Source organism: Algibacillus agarilyticus (assembly GCF_003286125.1).
Classification (GTDB): Bacteria; Pseudomonadota; Gammaproteobacteria; order Enterobacterales; family Alteromonadaceae; genus Algibacillus; species Algibacillus agarilyticus.
In genome coordinates, this window is the sequence record NZ_QMED01000008.1 from 35767 (window position 1) to 59175 (window position 23409).

The 23409-nt window shown below is 37.6% G+C and carries 19 protein-coding genes and 1 tRNA gene; 3 read left to right on the forward strand and 17 right to left on the reverse strand.

The window, feature by feature from the left end; translation table 11 throughout:
• Positions 1–8: 8 nt before the first annotated feature.
• The 12 genes from DPX34_RS08290 to DPX34_RS08345 form a co-directional block, all read right to left on the reverse strand.
• Positions 9–2141 carry a YjbH domain-containing protein gene (locus DPX34_RS08290; protein WP_111977946.1) on the reverse strand — a complete coding sequence of 711 codons (2133 nt, stop codon included), beginning with the start codon at positions 2139–2141 and terminating at the stop codon, positions 9–11.
• A gap of 122 nt (positions 2142–2263) precedes the next feature.
• Positions 2264–3367, reverse strand: a complete 1104-nt coding sequence (locus DPX34_RS08295) for a hypothetical protein (RefSeq protein ID WP_111977947.1) — start codon at positions 3365–3367, stop codon at positions 2264–2266.
• 149 nt (positions 3368–3516) lie between these two features.
• Positions 3517–3756 carry a ComEA family DNA-binding protein gene (locus DPX34_RS08300; RefSeq protein ID WP_232824693.1) on the reverse strand — a complete coding sequence of 80 codons (240 nt, stop codon included), beginning with the start codon at positions 3754–3756 and terminating at the stop codon, positions 3517–3519.
• 140 nt (positions 3757–3896) lie between these two features.
• Complete coding sequence (locus DPX34_RS08305) at positions 3897–5330, reverse strand: SEL1-like repeat protein (RefSeq protein ID WP_111977949.1); 1434 nt, start codon at positions 5328–5330, stop codon at positions 3897–3899.
• Positions 5331–6233 carry a lipoprotein NlpI gene (nlpI, locus tag DPX34_RS08310; protein ID WP_111977950.1) on the reverse strand — a complete coding sequence of 301 codons (903 nt, stop codon included), beginning with the start codon at positions 6231–6233 and terminating at the stop codon, positions 5331–5333.
• A 168-nt stretch (positions 6234–6401) separates the two neighbouring features.
• Positions 6402–6671: a 30S ribosomal protein S15 gene (rpsO, locus tag DPX34_RS08315; RefSeq protein WP_111977951.1), complete on the reverse strand. Its 270-nt coding sequence runs from the start codon at positions 6669–6671 to the stop codon at positions 6402–6404.
• A 148-nt stretch (positions 6672–6819) separates the two neighbouring features.
• A complete protein-coding gene (gene truB, locus DPX34_RS08320; RefSeq protein ID WP_111977952.1) occupies positions 6820–7716 on the reverse strand; it encodes a tRNA pseudouridine(55) synthase TruB in 897 nt (298 codons plus the stop codon).
• Between the two features lies 1 nt (position 7717).
• Positions 7718–8134: a 30S ribosome-binding factor RbfA gene (gene rbfA, locus DPX34_RS08325; protein ID WP_111977953.1), complete on the reverse strand. Its 417-nt coding sequence runs from the start codon at positions 8132–8134 to the stop codon at positions 7718–7720.
• A 128-nt stretch (positions 8135–8262) separates the two neighbouring features.
• A complete protein-coding gene (gene infB / locus DPX34_RS08330) occupies positions 8263–10935 on the reverse strand; it encodes a translation initiation factor IF-2 (RefSeq protein ID WP_111977954.1) in 2673 nt (890 codons plus the stop codon).
• A gap of 29 nt (positions 10936–10964) precedes the next feature.
• On the reverse strand, positions 10965–12470 hold the full coding sequence (nusA, locus tag DPX34_RS08335) for a transcription termination factor NusA (RefSeq protein ID WP_111977955.1): 1506 nt from the start codon (positions 12468–12470) through the stop codon (positions 10965–10967).
• A gap of 24 nt (positions 12471–12494) precedes the next feature.
• Positions 12495–12950 carry a ribosome maturation factor RimP gene (gene rimP, locus DPX34_RS08340; protein WP_111977956.1) on the reverse strand — a complete coding sequence of 152 codons (456 nt, stop codon included), beginning with the start codon at positions 12948–12950 and terminating at the stop codon, positions 12495–12497.
• A gap of 83 nt (positions 12951–13033) precedes the next feature.
• Positions 13034–13110: transfer RNA gene (locus DPX34_RS08345), tRNA-Met, on the reverse strand.
• Positions 13111–13447: 337 nt separating this feature from the next.
• Between DPX34_RS08345 and prmA the strand changes: the two genes are divergently transcribed.
• Both prmA and DPX34_RS08355 read left to right on the forward strand, forming a co-directional pair.
• Complete coding sequence (gene prmA, locus DPX34_RS08350) at positions 13448–14326, forward strand: 50S ribosomal protein L11 methyltransferase (protein WP_111977957.1); 879 nt, start codon at positions 13448–13450, stop codon at positions 14324–14326.
• Positions 14327–14593: 267 nt separating this feature from the next.
• Entirely contained in the window at positions 14594–15631 is a 1038-nt protein-coding gene (locus tag DPX34_RS08355; RefSeq protein WP_111977958.1) for a substrate-binding domain-containing protein, read from the forward strand.
• Positions 15632–15702: 71 nt separating this feature from the next.
• On the opposite strand, the gene DPX34_RS08360 is transcribed toward DPX34_RS08355, so the two are convergent.
• Positions 15703–16689 (reverse strand): glycosyl transferase family protein, encoded by a 987-nt coding sequence (locus tag DPX34_RS08360; RefSeq protein ID WP_111977959.1) that lies wholly within the window; start codon positions 16687–16689, stop codon positions 15703–15705.
• A 414-nt stretch (positions 16690–17103) separates the two neighbouring features.
• On the opposite strand from DPX34_RS08360, the gene DPX34_RS08365 reads away from it, so the two are divergent.
• Positions 17104–17709: an ANTAR domain-containing response regulator gene (locus DPX34_RS08365; protein WP_111977960.1), complete on the forward strand. Its 606-nt coding sequence runs from the start codon at positions 17104–17106 to the stop codon at positions 17707–17709.
• A 128-nt stretch (positions 17710–17837) separates the two neighbouring features.
• On the opposite strand, the gene DPX34_RS08370 is transcribed toward DPX34_RS08365, so the two are convergent.
• The 4 genes from DPX34_RS08370 to DPX34_RS08385 form a co-directional block, all read right to left on the reverse strand.
• A complete protein-coding gene (locus tag DPX34_RS08370) occupies positions 17838–19103 on the reverse strand; it encodes an EAL domain-containing protein (RefSeq protein WP_157964664.1) in 1266 nt (421 codons plus the stop codon).
• Positions 19104–19138: 35 nt separating this feature from the next.
• Positions 19139–19975 carry a nitrate- and nitrite sensing domain-containing protein gene (locus tag DPX34_RS08375; protein ID WP_111977962.1) on the reverse strand — a complete coding sequence of 279 codons (837 nt, stop codon included), beginning with the start codon at positions 19973–19975 and terminating at the stop codon, positions 19139–19141.
• Between the two features lie 37 nt (positions 19976–20012).
• Positions 20013–21152: a methyl-accepting chemotaxis protein gene (locus DPX34_RS08380; protein ID WP_111977963.1), complete on the reverse strand. Its 1140-nt coding sequence runs from the start codon at positions 21150–21152 to the stop codon at positions 20013–20015.
• 310 nt (positions 21153–21462) lie between these two features.
• Positions 21463–23175: an alpha-amylase family glycosyl hydrolase gene (locus DPX34_RS08385; RefSeq protein WP_111977964.1), complete on the reverse strand. Its 1713-nt coding sequence runs from the start codon at positions 23173–23175 to the stop codon at positions 21463–21465.
• Between the last annotated feature and the right edge of the window lie 234 nt (positions 23176–23409).

Consider the following 23409-nt stretch of genomic DNA (forward strand, 5'->3'; position numbering starts at 1 on the left):
TTACGTGTTTACTCAGCATTCTTATAAGTTAAATAGACTTCGCGTAATCGTTCTTGATTGCGATCTAAATAAGCTTGCCCTGAACGGTGATTATTAAAATATAAGTTACCTAAATTTTGATTAGCAATAAAAGCGGTATCTCCAGTACCCGGTCTTAAAAAGTTCAACCTATCACCAATTAAAGTACTTAGTCCGTACGTGAATTTATTGGGTCCTCTAATTGTCGCATATCGAGTATTAAACTCTCGGCGAGGAGTCAACGGCACAGAAAAAGATAAGCCGATAAATTGATTATTTACACCATCTTTACTGTCAGTATTTTTATAGCGCAATCGAATTGTGGTATCGCCAAATTGACGCTCGAATTCGGCGGTAAACCCCGTATCTGCTTGCCAATATTTACCTGCATCGAGCCTAACTAATAAATCATAATTAGGAAGGTAGTATTTATAACCTAGCACTTGAATACTTGGCTCTTCAAATTTCACACGAGAAGACTCAATTAGATCTAGGCATACTTGAAAAAATCGATTGCACGTTATAGTAGCGGGGCCCAGTTCATCACTAAAGTACTTAGCTAAAGTTAGCTCCACCCTATGCTTTCCACTAATTGAAGTCCAATATGATTGATTTCTTATAAATTCAAAATCATGTCGGTATTTACCGATAGTACTCATATTATAAATGTTATAAGGTAATTTTAAGCTTTGACTTAAACCAATTTCAGCCAATCCATTAGCTTGTCTTGAATTCGAAAATTCATATCCGTCTTTATAGTCTTTAGTCTCATAAAATTGTGAAATATATTTGCCATGTAACGTTGCACCAGGCCATATGTCAATTTGCAGCTGAGTAGCTATAGCAACAGACGCATCAAACATACCTGCGTCTGTCCCCATAGCAGTATTAAGATCAGGTGATATAGTAAGTCTTGGTTTAAACCTTGATGAGTTTATATTTTGATTATTCACCCAAGTAATGAGCTCCCTCTGTTTGAAGGGTTGACTAGATACTCTAATTCCAGATGTTGCACTGCCAGTTAAAAATGACCTGAAAATGTCTAAGCTACCTGAATAAGCTTCAGCTAAAATATTATTCTCCGTTAACTCGATATAATACTTTATATTTTTTTCCTGTAAATAATCACTCGAAGCCCCTAGGATATATCCAACAGAATCAAGCCGATTACGCCCGAATGTAGATAAGCTACTTAATCTAATAACGACATTTTTGTCGAAAGTATAACCAATTGAAATATCTTCAAAACCAAAATTTTTTAAATCCGTTTGTAACTTATTTAATTCATTAAAAAGCTCTGTTTCTGATTTATCACTAAAAATTTCATCTTTAACCACTTTATTTTTAGTTATTAGTTCTTTATTTTGGTATTTTTTGTTAATAGCGGTAGTCGATATCAATGCACTGTTGATCGATGTGCTTATGGGTAATGTAAATCCAATACCAAAATAATTATCATTACTTAATTGTTCATTCGATGATGATAGAATAAGAGAGCTATGTAACTGAAAAGAATGATCGAACCAATCAAGGGGGCTTAATAACTTAACTCCCAAATTAGAATCGACTCCATCATATTCACCTTCCAACTGAAGCCATTCGAATGGTTGATATGTAATAGCCCCAAAAGCACCATCCAATCTACCAATAGAAGAATCACTTTTACCTACCCCTACAGATAAGCTCAACTGATCATTAAAAATAGACTTGGACGCTACAATATACTTACTGTTAAAAAAGCTAACTTCACCCCCCAAATCTTGAATGCCAGCCGAGATACTAAACCATTCTTTGGGAATATAAGGTAATTTAAATTTAATATTAGCAGATAAATCAGATCCGCCACCTAAATCTTCAGAATAAGAAGCATTTCGACCACTTACCTCTAAATATTCAGACACACCCACAGCAAAATTAAAGCTATGATAATGATGATAACCATCTTGCCGTTCTACTTGTTTAGAATATAAAAAATCAAATGTGCCAGATTGTAAAGTATAGGCAGAAGGGGTATTAATTGAACCTGTTATACCTTGAAAGTTAACTTGGGAATCAACAGCGGCGGTAAAAAAGGGGCTACCCGCCAATAGAATTGGGAGTATTATTCTCATACTTAATTTCATAGTATAATCATTTTCATTTCATTTAAAATTAAAACAAGGGTATAAAGGAGCTTCCCTTACAAAATAAATAAAAAAGCCCGCTTAAAGCGGGCTTTTAAACACTAAATACCAATAACTAATAATTAGTTAGCAGCACCTGTGTTAGTTGAACCAGTTGTACCAGTAACAACGATAACAACAGTATCATCAATAACGCCTTGCTCAATTAGTGCTTCTTTTACCGTATCAGCCACTTTATCAGCTTCAACAACAGCAGGAGGAGTAATCGTTACACTAGAACTAACTTCAGCTACTTTTTTAACCGTTTCAGTTTTGATTTTTGCAACAGCCTTAGTTACTTCTGATAAATCAATACTACCGCTTGTAATTTCAGCAGCAGTTGCATTAACAGCTGCTTTAACTTGTGTACTTACCGTTTTAATAGCATCAGCTAACGTTTTAGTAGTTGTTGTACCAGATTTTTCAACTAGCGTACCAAAAGAAGCATTAACAAGTGCTAATTTTTGAACAATTTCAGCACTTACAGAGCCTTGAGCACCTGCAGCTGCTAATTTAGTACCTGTCGCTGATGGTAATTTAATTTTAAATAAATCAACATCTTCGGTCTCTGAAACTTTAACATCTAAACCTAATAACGTAGCAACAGATTTTGAAGCAATTTTAGTTACAGCAGCTAAACCTGCAGCATCGATAGTATCAAAGGCACCGTCAGCAGCAGAATCAAGTAATGTATCAGTCGCTAAAGTAGATAAAACACTCATAGAAGCATCAACAGTTGCAGTTTCACCATCAGCAGGTGTATCTACGAATGTTACCGTTGATAAAGTTAAACCAGTTAGGTCTTCATCACTAACACAGTCTGTATAATCACATTCTTGAGTTGTAGTTGCGTTAGCGAATACACGAATAACAACCGCTTTACCAAATGCAGTTGCAGGTAAATCAATAGAGTAACCTTCTGCAGTTGAAACATCACTAGCGATAGCCAAACCAACGATACTTGTGGCGTCAGCGTTTAAACAAGCAGTCGCAGATGCTAAACATGCATAAATATCTGCACCAATTAAATCACCTTTCGTCGCTGTACCTGTAAGTACTACAGTACCTGCATCAGGAACTACAACTGGTGGTGTAGTTGGGAAAGAAGTAGAATCAACACAAGCTGTTAATGCTAATGATGCAGCAATAGCAGCTGCTGCGGCTGTTTTGTGGAATGTAAATTTCATTTTATGAGCTTCCTTGTAAAAACTTATTTTGATTAGGAATTAGGTTTTAAGTCAGCCTCAATTAAAAAGCACTTGAGGGTAATTTGCAAGCTCATTTATATTATATTTTGTTAAACTTTGTAATAAGCTTGCATATCCAAGTTAAGTTACTAATTTAATATGAATTTTTCTTGTAAAGCGCTTATTATCTTTACACCTATATTTAGATCTTTTGCTTTTAAGAGCTCATCAAAAGACGCTATATTACCATTTTTTTCACGCCACGCTAAAATAGCTAAAGCACGTTTTTCGCCGATAAGTCTAGGGATCTTTAATTGCTCTAATGTTGCAATGTTAAAATTTATTTTTTCCTTTTGATTTATAGAGGTTTTTACGGGTTTTAAAGCCATGTTTTCTGCTAATGAAGACGTCGATATAACCGGTAATGATAAAGCAAGTGTACAAATGAGAAGGGGCATTTTAAGTTTCATAATTTCATCCTTTTAATTAAATCCCCTTAATTAAAGTTCAAAATATAACAATTGCGAGTTTAATTGATTAAATTATTATACACTTCTGGAATATCGTAAGTATGTTTAAACATAAAACTCTCACGATAAGTGGGTTTTAGTGCAATATTTTTTTCACCTTGGCACGTACTAGCAAAAAACAAACCGATGCCTCCACTTTTTCCAAGCTTTTTATCGACCTTTACCAAGCTTTCACTTACCCAATCTAATTTATATTTTGAACCTTCTGATTTAATCCAATTCTGTTTATTATTAATATAAGAAGACCAAGGTATATTTATCTCTATCCATTTCACGGCTTTAGATTGACTAACAAAGCGTAACTCAGGATCCACCACAACAACATTTTTACCTAATTGATTCACTTGTCGATGACCTTCTAACCGGCAGACTATGGTTTTATATTTATCAGGTAATTGATATTCATCTTCAAAGCCGACCACATGACCTAATTCATGTTTTAAAACATGTGTCGTTGTATTAAAGGGTAAAGAGATGATGCCTTTATAATAATTTGCTCGCGTTAATTGGGGTTTAAAGCGAATTAATGTAGTAGGTGTATTTTGTATTATATCATCAAGGGCATCATGCCCTATTAACCAATGTTTACCCGCTAAACAAACCCCCCAATGATTCAACTCATTTTGATGTATGACGTCAAATAATAAAACAGATAATTCTTTTAATTCTTGCCTATCAGCAGCAACTAAATGAATAGGATAGCGGCATTTTGATTGACTCTTAATAATCTCTTTTTTAAAGTTAATATCTGAAGCACGGTAAAACGCTTTATAATCACTCATTATTTGTTGAGCAACATTATTATCAGGCTCTGATTGCAATAGAGACTCTAAATTAGGCAGCCAAGCATTAGGTTGTAAGTTTAAACTTATACTCAATTTAATATAGGCCAGCTCGATATTAGACGATAAATTGATATTTTCACTTAATAAATGATGCGCTTTTTGTTTACGTTGTTGCGCAACATATAGCTTACTTAACATGATAATAGCAGGTGCATAACCATTAGCGCTAGCACGCTCAAGCCAATAACGCTGCTGTTGAGAACCTGCAGAAAAATGCTCAGCATAACGATATTGAGCATATCGATTACCCGCGCGGGCTAAAAAAGTATTGAGCAGTAACGATGTGTGCCATTGCGTTTTAATGAGTACATCTACTGGGCGTTGATGTCTAAATGATTTAACGAACTCAGTAGGCGAATAAGGCTCTTGGATAAGTAAAAGATCTTCAGCCATTAACTCAAAAAAAACGATGTTGTGATCTAGGGTAGTAACCAGTTTATTATTTGAATTTAAAGCTGATTCAACCAAACGAGAGACTAAATCAGAATATTTGTCACGTTTATCTATTTTACACGCCAATAAAATAGTCAGGGTAAAAAAAGAAATTAAAGCTAACGTTAATGCCCTAAACAACAAAAGTGATTTCACTTATTCCGCATCAACGGCCTGATTAACATTCACTGCAACGAGTTTATTCAATTCTAACTGTGCATAACGGTGTTCAACATATTCATATACATTATTTGCCAAAGCCAGCTTAAAATATACATCCGCTTGTGCTTTATCGTTTTGCATTAAAAAGTATTTAGCTAAATAAAAGTAAGCTTCACAAAGTTGCTGCGCGAGCTCCGTTTCAGAGCTAACACCCTGTAGTAGCGAGCGGTAAAACTGACTAACCGGTATGCGACCTGTATATAAATCAATAATATTAACCGCCCACTGAGATTGCTCAACCTGTGTCCGGTTTTTTAGTAACGTTTGTTTAGCGGCTTTTGGGTCAATTTCAGTTTGAGCTAAAAACAACCAAATAGCCGCATATGGATCGGTGGGTTTAGCACTAAAAAAATGTGAGAAATCTGTAACCGCAAGCTCAAAACGCTTGCCATAATATAAAGCGATCCCACGATTTAAATAAGAAAAGGTATGTTCTGAATTAATTTCTTGTACAGAATCAAAGGCATCATAAGCACTCGCATACTCTTGCTCCAAAGTATAATAAATACCTAAATAATTATACGCCTCAGCTATATCACTTTTTAACTTTAAAGCTTGATTAAAATCAAAATGGGCAAGGTGCAACAACCCCATTGCATCATATCGAATCGCGCGCTGAAAATAGATTTCCGATTGCTGCTCTTCTGTCAAATCCACATGAGTCAAGATATCGCTGAGTCGTTTGATTGCGAGTTGTTGTTGAGCACTGGGTTGTAATGGTTTTGCAACTAAAGGCTTAGCCGTTAGTCCATCACTTCTGGTTGCTGATGTTAAAGAACAACCCGATAGTAAAAATACACTCATTAATAAAAAGAGCAAAAACCAACTAACACGCATTACGACAACCTTTCCTAAGTTTTAATGCATTTATTCTATTATAAATACCGTATTAAAGCATGCGTTGCATTATATATATACTGAGTAAAAAACGGCAGGCACAAAAAAACCGATGACAAGCATCGGCTTTTGAAAGACAGTGAATACACTATCAACATAAACGTTTGATTAGCGACGTAAACCTAAACGCTTAATAAGATCTTGATAACGGTCAGCATTTTTACGCTTTAAGTAATCAAGTAAACCACGACGTTGATTAACCATGCGGATTAAACCACGACGTGAATGGTGATCTTTCTTATGATCAGAGAAGTGACCTTGTAACTTGTTAATGTTATGAGTTAACAAAGCAACTTGTACTTCTGGTGAACCAGTATCACCTTCTTTAACAGCGTAATCAGCTACGATAGCCGCTTTTTCTTGTGCGCTTAGTGACATAATAGACTCCAAGATATCTAAAAATTAAGGTTAGCCGATCACTAATTCAGCAAACCGAGAGTCGCTTATTTTAAATTAATTGAGCAGAACCGCAAGTTAAATATTTAAACGAACCCCAATCTAGATATAAATATTTCAGTTATGCCATTTAACTGGTTGATAACAGCCTTTTGGGTTGAATAACCCCTGTCTCTTTTATTTCTATCAAGCCAATAAAAGCATCACTCACATAGGCACGATATAATCCCATATCTTGTGCCGTATCTGGATAAAAACGCTGACCTAATTTTAAACGCTTTGCCTGGTCATCACTAAGCATAAGCTTCGGTAAATCATTTACGGCAATATCCATGGGCAATAATTGAGACTCGAGTTCGTCTAATGTATAACTTTGCATTTGCTCAAAAGTCATCATTTGTTCTACTGGAAAGTCGCCAACTTTTATTCGCCTTAGTTGAGTAACATGCGCGCCACAGCCTAGCACTTCACCTAAATCATCAACTAACGTTCGAATGTAAGTGCCTTTACTACAAATTACACGCATTTGAACGTAAGGTAACTCAACCTTTAACACTTCAATTTCATAAAAATGAATCGTTCGAGTCGGCCGAGGCACATCAATGCCTTGCCTTGCATAATAATAAAGTGGCTTGCCTTGATACTTTAAAGCCGAATAAATTGATGGGGTTTGTTGTTGCTCACCAACAAATTTTTTAACTTCAGCTAAAATTAACGCTTCAGTTACCTCAACCGGACGTACTTCAACCACTTCACCATCGGCATCACTTGTATCAGTCCGTTCGCCTAATAAAGCCGTTACTTCATAGCCTTTGTCAGCATCAAGCAAGTATTGGCTAAACTTTGTCGCTTCTCCAAAACAAATAGGTAACATGCCGGTTGCTAATGGATCAAGCGCCCCTGTATGCCCTGCTTTTTTAGCTTTAAATAATCGACGCACCTGTTGCATAACAAAGTTTGATGATTCGCCTTGTGCTTTGTCTAATAAAATAACGCCGTTTAATTCACGAAAATCAGATTTAGCCACACTAATCTTCTTTTAAGTCAGGGTTAGAATCGGCATCTGGTTCTCTTCCGCTTGCTAATTCTTTATCTTTAGCCATTGCCTCATCAACTAATTTAGACATTCTTATTCCATCAATTAAACTCGTATCTAAATTAAAATGTAACTCTGGAACACTGCGCATGCGCATTGATTTAGCAAGAATAGTCCGCGCATAAGGTGCAATTTCTCTTAAAGCATCAATTAATATCTTTTGCTTATCCGCTTCTTGTTCAAATGAGCTTACAAATATTTTTGCATGACCCAAATCACGTGAAACTTCAACTTCAGAAACCGTAACCATACCAACACGAGGGTCTTTTATTTCTCGTTGTAAGATTAAAGCAATCTCTTTTAAAATTTGTTGAGCAACACGATCAGGTCTAGAAAAGTTTCTTTTCATCGATTTACCATTCAATTATCTGGCTTGTACCAGCTAAATATTTAACATCAAATCGTTGTTTAATGTTAAGCAAAAAAGGGCTAAAAAGCCCTTTTTTAAACTAACTGTATAAATTAAGTTTTAAAGCATTAAAGCTCGCGCTTAACTTCAACAATTTCAAATACTTCAATCATATCGCCTACACGAACATCATTGTAGTTTTTAACACCTATACCACATTCCATACCATTACGAACTTCATTAACATCATCTTTGAAGCGGCGTAAAGATTCTAGCTCACCTTCATAAATAACAATATTGTCGCGTAATACACGAATAGGGTTACTGCGTTTAAGCGTACCTTCAATCACCATACAACCAGCAATCGCGCCAATTTTTGGAGATTTAAATACATCACGAACTTCTGCTAAGCCCATGATTTCTTGCTTAAACTCAGGTGCAAGCATACCCGTCATTGCTTTCTTAACTTCATCAATCAAATCATAAATTACGCTGTAATAACGTAATTCAACTGACTCATTATCAAAAATTCGTCTTGCCGAGGCATCCGCACGCACGTTAAAGCCAAGAACAATTGCATTTGATGCAGTAGCCAAACTTGCGTCAGTTTCGGTTATGCCACCAACACCACTACCTACAATCTTCACTTTAACTTCATCCGTTGAAAGCTTAAGCAATGAATCAATAATAGCTTCAAGTGAACCTTGTACATCCGCTTTAAGAACAACCGATAACTCTTGAACTTCACCTTCTGCCATATTGGCAAACATGTTTTCAAGCTTCGCTTTTTGTTGACGCGCTAATTTAACATCACGTTGTTTAGCTGAACGATGTGAAGCCACTTCACGTGCTTTACGCTCATCTTTAACAACAGTCGCTTCATCACCAGCCGCAGGTACACCAGAAAGACCTAAAATTTCAACAGGGATAGATGGGCCCGCTTCTTTAATTTCGCGACCATTCTCATCACGCATTGCTCTTACACGGCCATACTCTACACCACATAAAACGATATCGCCTTGATTAAGTGTACCAGCCTGTACAAGTACACTTGCAATTGGGCCACGACCTTTATCTAAACGAGATTCAATAACAACACCTGAAGCCATGCCAGTGTGAACAGCGGTTAAATCTAAAATTTCAGACTGGAGTAAAATAGCTTCTAGTAAGCTATCAATACCTTCACCACTTTTTGCAGATACATGAATAAACTGAACATCACCACCCCAATCTTCAGGGATTACATCGTGAGCACTTAATTCATTTTTAACGCGATCAGGATCTGCGCCTTCTTTATCTATCTTGTTTACCGCAACAACAAGTGGCACACCTGCCGCTTTAGCATGCTGTACAGCTTCAACGGTCTGAGGCATTACCCCATCGTCGGCCGCAACAACAAGAACAACGATATCAGTTGCTTCAGCACCACGAGAGCGCATTGATGTAAACGCGGCGTGTCCCGGAGTATCAAGGAATGAAACCATACCTTGCTCAGTTTCAACATGGTAAGCACCGATATGTTGTGTGATACCACCCGCTTCACCATCTGCAACTTTTGCTTGTCGAATATAATCAAGTAATGACGTTTTACCGTGATCTACATGACCCATGATAGTCACAACGGGTGCGCGGTTCGCGACAACAGCATCTACATCATGCTCAATTAAAACAGAATCTTCTAACGCATTTTCATTAACCAGAACAGCTGTATGACCTAACTCTTCAATAACAAGTACCGCAGTATCTTGATCAAGGATCTGGTTAATAGTGGCCATCGTACCCATTTTCATCAGTACTTTAACAACAGCTGCGCCTTTGACTGCCATTTTTGAAGCTAATTCAGCAACACTTATTGCTTCGCCAACTTTAACTTCATGAACAGCAACAGCAACCGGTTTTTGGAAACTATGTTGCATGCTCTTTGGTGCGTTCATTTTACGACCGCGACGTCCAGAAGCTGGCGTTTTATCTTCATCAGATTTACGCTTTTTAGTCCGTTTTTTACGACGTGAACTACGCTCTTCTTTTTCATCTGCTTCATCTTCCGCTGCTTGCGCATACTTATTTGAATGCAAATGAACATCTTCAGCTTCTTTAGCCTTACGTAATTTTTCTTCTTCAGCCCAACGACCCGCATTTTCTTCAGCTAAACGACGTGCCTCTTCCTTTTGTTTTGCTGCTTCTTCTTCCGTTTTACGAAGAGCTTCTTCTTCTTGAGCGCGTTTAATTTCAGCTGCTTCATCAGCTGCTTTCATCGCGGCTGCTTTTTCAGCATCCGTCATGTTAGCCATTGCCGCTTTTGCTGCTTGTTCTTTTGCTGCAACCGCTTCTTTTCTTGCTTGTGCTTCTGCTTCTTTTTTCGCTTTTTCTTCAGCGGCTTTCGCTGCTGCTTCTTCAGCTTGACGTTTAGCATTTTCTGCTGCTTCACGTGCTTTTTCAGCTTCTTGACGCGCTAATTCTTCAGCTTCTTTTGCTAAACGCTCTTGTTCTTGCTCTTCTTCAAGAGCACTACGCTTAACATAAGTACGCTTTTTACGAACTTCTACTTGCACTGATTTATTACCTTGTGAGCCCGACACACTAAGCGTACTTTTAGTTTTACGCTTTAATGTCATCTTACTCGGCGCAGAAGAAACACTGCCGTGTTGCTTCGCTAAGTGATCTAATAGTGCTTTCTTTTCGGTTTCTGAAACCGAGCTATCGGCAGCCTTTGTAATACCGGCTTCCGAGAATTGACTGACTAATTTCGTTACATCAGTGCCTATGTCTGCGGCTAATTTTTCTATTGAAACGTCTGACATTCAGTTTTCCTCCGAGTGTCTGTTTAATCTTACTCTTCGTCACCAAACCAGCAAATGTTACGTGCTTGCATAATTAATTCACCAGCAGCTTCTGCAGCCAAACCCAGTTCTTCAATTTCTACTAAGTCATCAACACCTTGCTCAGCCAAGTCTTCTAGCGTACATACACCTTTACTCGCTAAGATAAAAGCAGTGTGGCGCTCTAGACCTTCCAGATTCAATAAATCATCCGCTGGCTCTGTTTTCTCTAATGATTCTTCATTTGCTAAAGCTTGAGTTGTTAATGCTGCTTTAGCACGATCTCTTAACTCTTCTACTAAGTCTTCGTCGAAGCCTTCAATTTCAAGAAGTTCAGCCACAGGCACATAGGCAATTTCTTCTAACGAAGAGAAACCTTCTTCTACCAATACTGCTGCAAAATCTTCATCAATTTCTAAGCCAGCGATTAATACGTTCATCACTTTGCTTGATTCTTCTTGATGTTTATTATTCATATCTTCTACAGTCATCACGTTCAATTCCCAGCCGGTTAATTGGCTAGCTAATCGAATATTTTGACCTGATCTACCAATCGCTTGCGCTAAATTATCAGCTTCAACAGCGATATCCATGGTATTTGAGTCTTCATCAACAATAATTGAAGCTACTTCTGCTGGTGACATTGCATTAATTACATATTGAGCAGGGTTGTCATCAAACAACACAATATCAATACGTTCACCGTCTAATTCACCAGAAACCGCTTGTACACGAGAACCTCGCATACCTACGCAAGCGCCTACAGGATCAAGACGCTTATCGTTCGTTTTAACTGCGATCTTAGCTCTTGAGCCAGGATCACGAGCCGCTGATTTAATTTCCAACATTTCTTCACCAATTTCTGGCACTTCAATGCGGAATAATTCAATCAACATTTCAGGACGCGTTCGGCTCATAAATAATTGAGCACCACGCGCTTCTGATTTAATATCATATAGTAAACCACGAACTCTATCACCCGGACGAAATGTCTCGCGAGGTAATAATTCATCACGGTGAATAACAGCTTCTGCGTTACCCCCTAAATCAAGAATAACACTTTCACGATTTACTTTTTTCACAACACCGGTTAATAAATCATTTAAACGGTCTTTGTATTCTTCAACAATTTGCTCACGCTCAGCTTCACGTACTTTTTGTACGATAACTTGCTTTGCAGTTTGTGTTGTAATGCGGTCAAATAAAATTGATTCAATTTCATCTTCAATGTATTCACCTAATTTAATCTCAGGGTCTTCATACAAAGCGACTTCTAACCCCGTTTCTACAAACGGGTTTTCTAAACCATTATCACTATCTTCTACCACTAACCAACGACGGAAAGTTCTAAAGTTACCCGTTTTACGGTCAATACTCACACGAACGTCAATATCGCCTTCATACTTTTTCTTTGTTGCTGTCGCAATAGCATATTCAAGCGCTTCGAAGATTTTTTCACGCGGCACCGCTTTCTCATTAGAAACCGCTTCTGCAACTAATAAAATTTCTTTATTCATATTAAGCCTGCTTACCTTTATCCATTAAAATTGCGGTATGATTTGAGCTTTATCAACGTTTTTATATGGAATTGAAAACTCATCATTATCGACTGTTATAATGACTTGGTCGCTTTCAATACCTTCTAATATGCCAGTAAATTTACGACGACCATCTACAGGTAAGCGTGTTTTCAATGACATTTTGTGTCCTACATAAGCTTGATATTGTTCTAATTTAAATAGAACTCTATCCATGCCTGGAGAGGATACTTCTAATAAATAATTAGTGCTAATAGGGTCTTCAACATCTAAAATAGCACCTAATTGGCGGCTAACTTCCGCACAAGCATCAACACCAACGCCTTCAGGGCCATCAATATATACACGCAAAGTAGAATGCTTACCCGCTCGGATAAATTCAATACCCCACAATGAAAAACCAACGGCTGCGATGGCAGGTGCAATCATATCTTCAAGCGAAGATTCTAATTTAGCCATTAGATATTCCCCTTTTATTAAACGCCAAAAACAAAAAGCCCCAATCAACAGACCGGGGCTTTCTACTTATAAAACCGGCAATGTGGTTGCGGGGGCCGGATTTGAACCGACGACCTTCGGGTTATGAGCCCGACGAGCTACCAGGCTGCTCCACCCCGCGTCAATGGCGGCATATTATAGAGATCAATTACATAAAGTTCAATGAACCCTGACATAAATGTTAATTTTAATTCTATAAATGCGGATCTGCCTTGCAATTAATATAACACTAATCACTATCTAATGTAGAAAAAGTATCACAATATTTTACAACAATGCGAATTTAACAACTGACAAGCGGTGTAAATACTAAACACACTGAAAATACCTAAATCAACACACGCCAATTAAATATATCAAATAAAGTCGTTCATACTTTAAAACTGCGTAGGTTCTGGTTATGTTAATCCTATTATTAATGTTAAAATCGCTTAAAAATACTCTCTACAGGATTTACCATGCCTTGGATCCAAGTTCGTTATACTACCGATAAAGAAGCCGCTGATGCGATATCCGATCATATGACCGGTACAGGTGCAGCCGCCGTTACTTTTTTAGATGCAGCCGACACACCTATTTATGAACCGATGCCAGGTGAGTTTTTATTGTGGGAAGCCACCACCGTTGTTGGATTATACGATGCAGAAATAGACATCGACAAAGTATTACTTCGACTCAAAGCATCAAACGCCGGAAACAAAGGTTTTTATAAAATAGAACAACTTGAAGATAAAGACTGGGTACGAGAATGGATGGACAGCTTTCATCCCATGCAATTTGGTGAGCGACTGTGGATCTGCCCAAGCTGGCGTGACATTCCAGATGAAAATGCCGTTAACGTAATGCTTGATCCTGGTTTAGCTTTTGGCACCGGTACACATCCAACAACCGGCTTATGTTTAAAATGGCTTGATAGAAATATTACCCCTGATCAACTCGTTGTTGATTTTGGTTGTGGTTCAGGCATTTTAGCTATTGCAGCGTTAAAACTGGGAGCTAAGAGAGTCGTCGGTATAGATATTGACCCGCAAGCCATTCTAGCCTCTAAAGATAATGCAGCACGCAATAATGTAGAAGACCAAATAGAGTTATTTTTACCCCACGAACAACCTACTTTAGAAGCCGATATTGTTGTTGCTAATATACTTGCCGGTCCTTTACGCGAACTCGCTAAAATTATTGCAGCTTATGTTAAACCGGGCGGAAAATTAGCGTTATCTGGAATTCTCGAAAGCCAAGCCGAAGAAATAGCGACACTTTATAGCGAATGGTTTGATATAGACCCAATAGCCCAAGAAGAAGATTGGTGTCGAGTATCAGGCACTAAGCACCTATAAATACACGTATTTGATACTTCAAGATCAACCTTTAACCTGCGTGATGTAAGCCACATCACGCGGATTAATATTTTAAATAACCCAAACTGATACCTTTTCAATCGCTTTAACCTTACTCACATACCTGCATCGTGTTATGTTAGCTTTATCTAAACTTAGCTTGAATAAACAAACGGAATTAATGAGAGACCCTCTCGTACAATGTCTCGTTCAATGCTTTAATTCACGTTATGTTTAACTCATTAACGCACCGTAAGGCTCTACTACATGACCAAAATTTCACATTGGTTCATTTACCTATTTATTCCATTGAATTTCATTATTACCTGCCAAGCAACCAGCCAAACGTTACGTTTTGCCGTAATTCCAAAAGATGTCAACAACCCTTTTTTTCTTGAAGTTGAAAAAGGCTGCCAAAAGGCGGCTAACGCCTTACCAAATGTAGAATGTTTATTTAAAGGTCCGGCAACCGCAAATGCGATATCTCAACATTTAATTTTAGAGAATTTAATCACACAGGGTATTGATGGGGTTGCTTTTTCAGTAATTTTAGACAGTTATGTTGCCCGACGGACACTGCCATTATTAATAAAAAACAATATACCTTTTATTACTTTTGATTCTGATATTGATAAAGAAACCAGTCGCGATTTTGATGGTGTGCGCAAGGCATATATCGGCACGAATAATTTTGAATTAGGCTTAAAAATGGGCGATATTTTGAAACAAGCCAAGCCCAAAGGTGGTTTACTTTGTATCCAAACTGGCCGTAAAAATGCAGTTAATTTAGATCGTCGAATTCATGGCATACGATCTTCACTCACCAACCGAAAAGACAAACATAACCATAGAAAATATACCAAGTTAAAAGATATAAATGGATGGTCCGAGCATAATAAGTGCCCTATATATAGCTGGTCTGATACTGAACGCGCATTAAAACAACTATCAGAAATGCTCGATTCAGATGATGACATCGCGATGGTAGCTGTTGGCGGCTGGGCCCAATACGACAAAAATTACCGTCGTGTAATGAAAGAACTGTTAAATAAATACCCTAACTTAACCTTTATTGTGGCGGACACAACGCCAGGTCAATTAGCGTTACTCCAAGAAGGGTTATCTAAAATAAATATCGGCCAAAAACCACATGAAATGGGCAAGCAAGCTATCAATACCCTGTATAAAATAATCAATAAACAAGCATATGAAAAAATTATTTATACAGAACTAACCGTTTGTACACAACAAAACGTAAACACCTGCCTCAATACTAATATATCTCCAGGTGACTTAGGTATGTAACAAGCATAACAAGCAAAAGCCGTTAGGCCTTTGCTTGCCAAAACGTCATATTAAAGCGCAAAAACAACGTGCTAATTAATGGTTCTGTTATGCCATATCGCTTTAGCTTTCACTAAAGCGTCTTCAACATTAAGCCCTTCAATTAAGATTAACATCGACGCCATTGTCGCCGTTACAGCCGCATAGGCATAACAATCCGTCGAGTCTTGATCTGTTTTTTGCCAAAAAACCAGTAAATCCTCAGGCGAGAGTTCACGTGGTTTTATTTGCCATTGTGACAACTGAGTCGGTATTTCTGCAACTGTTTGCTCACCATCACGTGCAATATGCACATTAACACTACGTTCAGGGTTGATCTCAACTTCGCCACCCTCACCGCGTATACAAGACACATTTTTATCAACTAACAAAGCGGCAACTTCAGCGTGACGTTGATCAAAATCGCGATGATAAACACCATGATAACTAAACGGCGCTTGAGTCGGGTTAAGCATTCGGGCAAGGGTATTAGCGCATGATCTTAAACCAAATAAAGAACGCATTTGAATTAAAGCATCAAGCGAAGGATGGATCGTTTTTAAATCAACATAAGCAAAGCCTGTGGCTTTTATGTGCTGCTCAATATCTTGCGCGTTTTGTGCTATCGGCCAATTTAATGCTTCAAATACGGTTTTTAAATACAAACGCTGCGATTCAGGCTCTGCGGTACCATGCAATAAAACGCGATATCCCTGCTGCGATAAAGCCTTAACAGCCAAAATAAACCAAGGTAAATGACGACGTTTACCCGCATAGCAACCAATATCTAAATCAATACAATCAAGGGCAGCAATATCAGAATCAACACACTGTCGTGCTGCGGTTAAAAAGCCGGCTAATTCTTCTACTGACTCTTCACGAACACGTAATAACATTAATAACGCACCGACCTGTTCTGGCGTTGCTTTTTGTTGCAACATTTGTAACATTGCATCTTGCGCTTCAGATTGAGTTAAATACCGGCCTGATTTATGCCCTTTTCCCACCGCTTTAATATAATTTTTAAACAGCTCTGCCATTCGTTAACTCCCTAAATATCAAGGTCATTTTTTAAATATCTAATAAAGCGTAGAATATCATCCCTGTTTAAATTGGTAACCTATAAACTACGTAAAACCGTTAATTCATCCAAATTGCTTCAAGGACTCATTATTTATTAAACAGCGGCTTATATTGTTCAACTAAATGAGTAAAATATTGCAGCCTAATATGGCGATCGAATACAGACCAGCGCTACGCTTGTGCACCCTATCCATAATGGTGCAAAAAACACTTAACAACCTTCTATCTTATGTGCCCTAGCACATGAAAATACCTTTATTAATAAGACCTTAAATTAATTTTAAGTTTCGGTACAAAACTTGCTTTATCTAATATCAGTATTTAAACAATGTCGTTTTAATACGTTAGTTAATTATAGAAACTTGTAAACTATGAACCCAATAAAACCAAGCAATGTAACCGCAACACAAACAGCATTATTATTTGTTGAAGAAACTCATTTTGAGCGTAGCATTCAAAACGCGCTAAATACCGCTTCATATCATGTTGAGCCAATGGTTATTGACTCATTTGTTTTACAACACCTAGAAAATATAAACCCATCGGTTATCGTTTTAGATGTTGATCGAATTAAACCAAGTCATATTGCAACACTTAATATAATTCAACAAATCGCCCCAAAACCATTATTACTATTTGTTGAATACCCAACCAATGACATGATACAAGCAGTTATTAATGCAAAAATTAATGCCTACATCGCATCTGATCGCCTGCCTTATCATGTAGAAGCAGCATTGCAAATCAGCATCGCACGTTTTAATGAATTTCAGGCGCTTCGAAGTGAGCTAAATCAAGTTAAAGACAAACTTGAAAACAGGAAATGGCTAGATCGCGCCAAAGGCTTAATCATGCAACAAAAAGGGCTATCTGAAAATGATGCCCATAAAATGTTACGCAAGATGGCCATGGACAAAGGGCAAAAAATGGATGTAATTGCAAAAGATCTTGTCTCGTACATGGAGGCATTTAGCTAAAATACAGCCAGAATGACAAGCCATATAATATAAGTTGGCATGCTTAAATAACTTAGGTGTGTCATTTAATTTAAGTATTTTAACGGGATTTCTTCCCCCCCCAACACACTAAAGCCAGCCGTTTATGTTTAGACCGCTAACTTCATTTTATTAACTTCAAATTCGTTATCATCAATATCACAACAAAGTACATACGTTTGTCCTTTGGCATAGAAGGCCAAAGAACAGGTCACCTTCATTTTCACATCGGGTAAAGCCAAATAAGGCTCTGATATAAAAACCTTACCCAACGCTGAAATCGCATGCGAGAAATACGCTCGCCGTTTCCAATTCGCACCATGGCTTTGGGTAAAAGGCAAAAAACGATGGCGCCCCGCCGTCAAACTCGGTGGCAGCATAACATCAACCTGATAACCCTCTTCGTTTAATAAAAATACACAACCACAACGCTCATCATAGGTTAACTGCCGGCAAGCCGATTGAAATGATTGACCTAATTGCAACTGATTAGCACATTGACCTAAGAGCAGATCAAATTGTTGAACCGAACACGCTTTTATTTGTTTCTCTACATTTTTTTGTTGCAATAATTGCTGTTCAAGTGGAGCGAATAGTAAAGCACCTGCATCTAACTTATTCTCATCAAGCACATGTGGTTTAGAAAAATAAAAACCTTGCACCATATCAGCACCACTATCCAAAGCCAGTAATGCTTCATCTTGCGTTTCAACACCTTCAATTAACACTAAACTTTCGGTTTCACGCAGTAAACTAACCAAGCGAGTAAAAATACGACGCGCTTTGGATTGCTTAACCGCATTTGAGATCATACTGCGATCTAACTTGACAATATTAGGGTGTAATTTCCATATACGATCAAAGTTTGAATAGCCAGCGCCAAAATCGTCAATCGCAATCATAAAGCCTTTTCGTTGATAATTAGTCACAAATTTGGTCAGTAAGGCCGATTCAATAGCAACATCTTCTAAAATTTCCAACACAATTTGTTCAGGCCGATAACCATGCTTTTTTAAAACCGCAATTAGCATGGTCGGGTCCATATTCGCGTCTATTATTTCTTCGCCGCGCAAGTTAATAAATATCCAATGATTACGCTGCTGAATACACTTAAAATTAAGCAAATGTAAAGCACGGCTCAATCGATCGAGTTGTATTGTTTCGGCCTTGTTTAAACATTGAGAAAATGCAGTTAACGGGGGGACATTTCCAGCATGCGAATTTGCCCGTAATAAGCCTTCATAACCAACAATACGCTCTAATGAAAAAGAATATATGGGTTGAAAATGACTTTGAATAGTCAAGTTTTTAAAAGCACCAACATAATTACTTTTAACTCGTTTTATCGTGTTATCAGACACCGCATACTGAGCCAAGACCTTGCTCTCCCTGCTTAATTCAATATAAATAATTAACTAAGTGATTTTTCAATTTCAATGATTTGATGCTCAAAAATAGCACTTAATGCATCCATTGTTTCACTTGCTAAAGTAAAATAATCATCACGTTGAATCACTATTTCATCAATATCTAATATTTCATTAACAATAGCCGAGGTTAAATACCGTGTTTTGTTCAGCGCTTTATCAATCAATGTATTTAAAGTCGCATCAGACGAGTTATTCATACTCTTTAATACTTTCTCAGACACATGAGTAATATGTTGACGCAAAAACTTTAATCGAATACGTTCAACACTCGAACAAATTTTAGCCGTAACAGCACTGGTGCCAATAGCTCGAGACTGACCCACACTTTCTGTTACTGAAAGTAATTCACGCCAAATAAAACCAACATGCTTAAAGTCAGGTAAAAGCTCTTGGGTTAAATGATGACGTTCGGCGATGTCTTCTAATAGATACAACACATTAGCAAGCATATGAGTGTGTTGCTTAAAGCTATTTTCGGTCGTGATGTTTTCTTTATGGTTAGCTAATCGTGACCAATGATCTTTAAAGCCATTCCATCGATCCGCATTCATGACATCGGGGGTTAAATTTAACTGGCGCGTAATTTGTTTAATTTCATTTTTCAATGCATTTAAATCAGGCAACACGGCCGTATCACCTTGGCATAAAGCCGCACTTAAACCACGATGACGCTGCAATAAACCGACCAATCTTTTAACTTGTTTAATGTAAGTTAACCCCGTTTGCTGTGAAGAAATAACGTTCTTTTTTTTACGTTTTTCACCCGCAAAAGCAGCGAATATCAACACCGCTACAATAATAAAAACAAGCCAACTCATACTAAATTACTCCTTTGTAAATAACTAATAAATGGCATTAGGAAACTTGGGTTAAGTTTTTTAAATGACTCGCAACTCGCTCTGCTTGTTCTGCAATATCTGCATTCGCGAGTGCGCCTTCTACAACCAATTCAACATGCTCAGATATCTCATGAGTTGCCATTCTCTGCTGTTCTGCGTTAGCAGAAACAATCGCAATTTGTTCTTGAACGTTACACGTTTCAAATTCGATTTGTTTTAATACATCATCCACCGTCGCGGCCTGATTTAAACATCGTTGTGCACGTTCCACCACATTGTCCATGCTTAAAACAATATGCTTACTTTGTTCTTTAACCGAAACAATACTACCAATTATATTACTCGCCGTTTCGTTACTCCGTTGAGCCAATGCTCTAACCTCTTCTGCTACAACCGCAAAACCACGACCAAAATCGCCCGCTCTAGCCGCTTCAATCGATGCATTTAACGCGAGTAAATTGGTTTGTTCAGATATTTCTCTTATCGCTTCAGACATACGTAATACGGTTTCAGTTGATTGATCTAGCACCGCCATTTCTTTCTGCGTACTTTCAGCTTCACGTTCAACCTGTTCAATTTCGGAATGCAAAGCAGATAAATGTTCATGCCCCGTTTTAGCCACATTACTGGCTTGTTCAGCGGTATCATGCACATCCACAATCTTACTGTTTACTTCAGCTAATGATTGGGTCATTTCAACAATAGCCGCCGCCGTAGAATGGGTAGAATCAGATTGTCGGCGTACATTAAAAGAAACCTGATTGGCGGTTTCTATCACCTGCGCAGCAGAATATTCGACTTCACTCATGCGTTGTGAATATGAGGCATTAATGCGCGAAAGCTCGCGGTAGGTTTTTAATAACTCAGAAAAAGAAGCACTGTATAAAATCGCATTCATCTTTAAGTCACGATAATCAAAATCACTAACATCGACATTGCGAACCAATAATTTAAATTCACGTACCTCTGCTAATATAAAAATGAACGCTGAAATAAAACCGTATAAAAAAATACAATGAATAATTAAAGCCCATTCTAACTTTTGATAATAACTACAGCCAGCTCCGGCTATAAATAACAATAACAAAAGCAATACATATTTAATTAAACCAAAGCCCTTTATCATAAAAGTGGCTGGTAACATAAACATTAACATGGACAAACCCTCACATCCTATTAAAGTGGTTCAATATACAAAGCAATAATTAAACCAATATAACAAAAAACAAAAAATATTATTTTAAAACTGAAAAAACAATAACTTAAATGATAAATAGATTTATTTTTGCACTAGAACCTAAACGCACCACATTGATGCACACTGTAAAAAAAATTAAAAAATGACCAATAAAAATCCAAAACAGTGCAAATAGATATAATCCAACGCATACAACAAAAAACAGCCCGAAAGCTGTTTTTATCAATAAAGTCATAAATTGAAGTCATGGTTTTCAAAACCAAATAAATTATTCAAGCCATAGTGACTGATAAGGTTGAATAATTAATTGACTGTCGGCTTCAATTTGTTTACCACTTAACACATCAATTAACGTTAATGTGCGGCCATGAAATATTTTTTGTAAATCAAATTCAACTTTTCGACCGGTAATATTAAAAATGGCATGTATGGTTTGACGCGCATTAACGCGTCTGATCACAAATAATTGACTCGATAAGTCAAATACCTTTTGCTCGGCAACGGGAGAAAACGCTTTTTGCATTTTGCGCAACTGTAGACGACGTTTAATTTCTTTAAAAACTAAACCATGATGACCATTTAAATGCTCATTTAAATCCTCTATTTGCCATTTTTTACGATTAATGGAACGCAACCGCCCTGTACTTTCCACCCCATCTAAATCATTTGGCGTAGCTAATAAACTATGAATATAAATTGCAGGGATACCTTGTAAGCTCATCATTAATGTTTGTGAACAAATAAATCGCTCATGTTGCCATTGGTCAGGCCCCGTACGTGTGCCTTGCATTGCATCAAAATAAGCGATGTTAATTTCGTATGGGCTTTCAGAGCCATCTTCATTGCTCTTCATACTCACAAAACCACCAAATTGATGCATAGAATCAACTAAACTTTGTAATTCATGCGGGGGTAAAATATTTTCTAAAGCGCGAAGGCCAATCCCATCATGAGAAGCGGTAAAGTTTAAAAAAGAGCAGTTATCAGGGGGGGGATTTAAACTCATACACCACGAGGTAAGCGTTTCTGAATTACCCCGATTCATGGTAAACAACACCAACGGCGGTAACGCAAACTGATAAATCATGTGCGCTTCGTCACCTTGACCAAAATAACTTAAGTTTTCACGGTGCGGCACATTGGTTTCGGTAATAATCACCACCCAAGGTGCTACTTCGTCAATAATATCTCGCAGCAACTTCACCACTTCGTGCGTTTCAGGTAAATGAATACAGTTGGTACCCAATTTTTTCCATAAAAAAGCCACCGCATCAAGGCGAACAAAGCGTGCACCTTGTTCAATGTAAAATAAAAACACATCGATCATGGCCACTAATACACGCCAATTGGCATAATTCAAATCGATTTGATCTTCACTGAAAGTAGCCCACACATGCTTTAAACCTTGCCGCGTATGTATGGGCGCCAGTAAAGGTGTATTACGGGGGCGAGTCACTAAATGGGTATCGGTATCCGCGGGCAGTTCAATAAAATAATCGGTGTAAGGCTTATTATTACTGGCATAATCTAAAAACCATAAGCTTTCACGCGAAATGTGATTTAACACGTAATCAAACATTAAATCGACATCTGCACTCATCTCCCCTATATCTTCCCAATCACCCAATAAAGGGTCAATCATTTTGTAATCAACAACCGAAAAGCCATCGTCAGAACTAAAAGGGCAAAAAGGTAAAATGTGGATACACGGGATAACAGAATCCAAGTATTGCTTCCAAAACAAGTGCAAACTTTCTAATGGCTTATCACTTAAGCCGCCAATCGTATTGCCATAAGTGATCAAGATCATATCTTGCTCACTCCAGCGATGTTCTTGCACCTTTTGAGGGAAAGAATCACGATACTTTTGTATCAATTGCGTTAATGCATCAAGTGCTAATTTACTCTCGTCTGGCTTATATAAATGATCTAAACGCTTAGAAACAGTCTCAATAAAAAGAGTCGAAAACTCAGTTGTCATAGTATCTCCTACAAAATTAGTTCGACATGGCTAAACTTAAAACCACAAAATAATAACGCTCGATGCGCGACCCCATAACCATGCGATCTTATACAAGGTGTTGCAACATTTATGCCGCCTGCAAAAAGGCATTCAACTAGGCTGTAAATGATAGAAACAACAAAACGCAACGACTCTTTTTTATGCATTAACCAAATACGCACCAAAATAATGCATTGAAAATAACAACAAAAA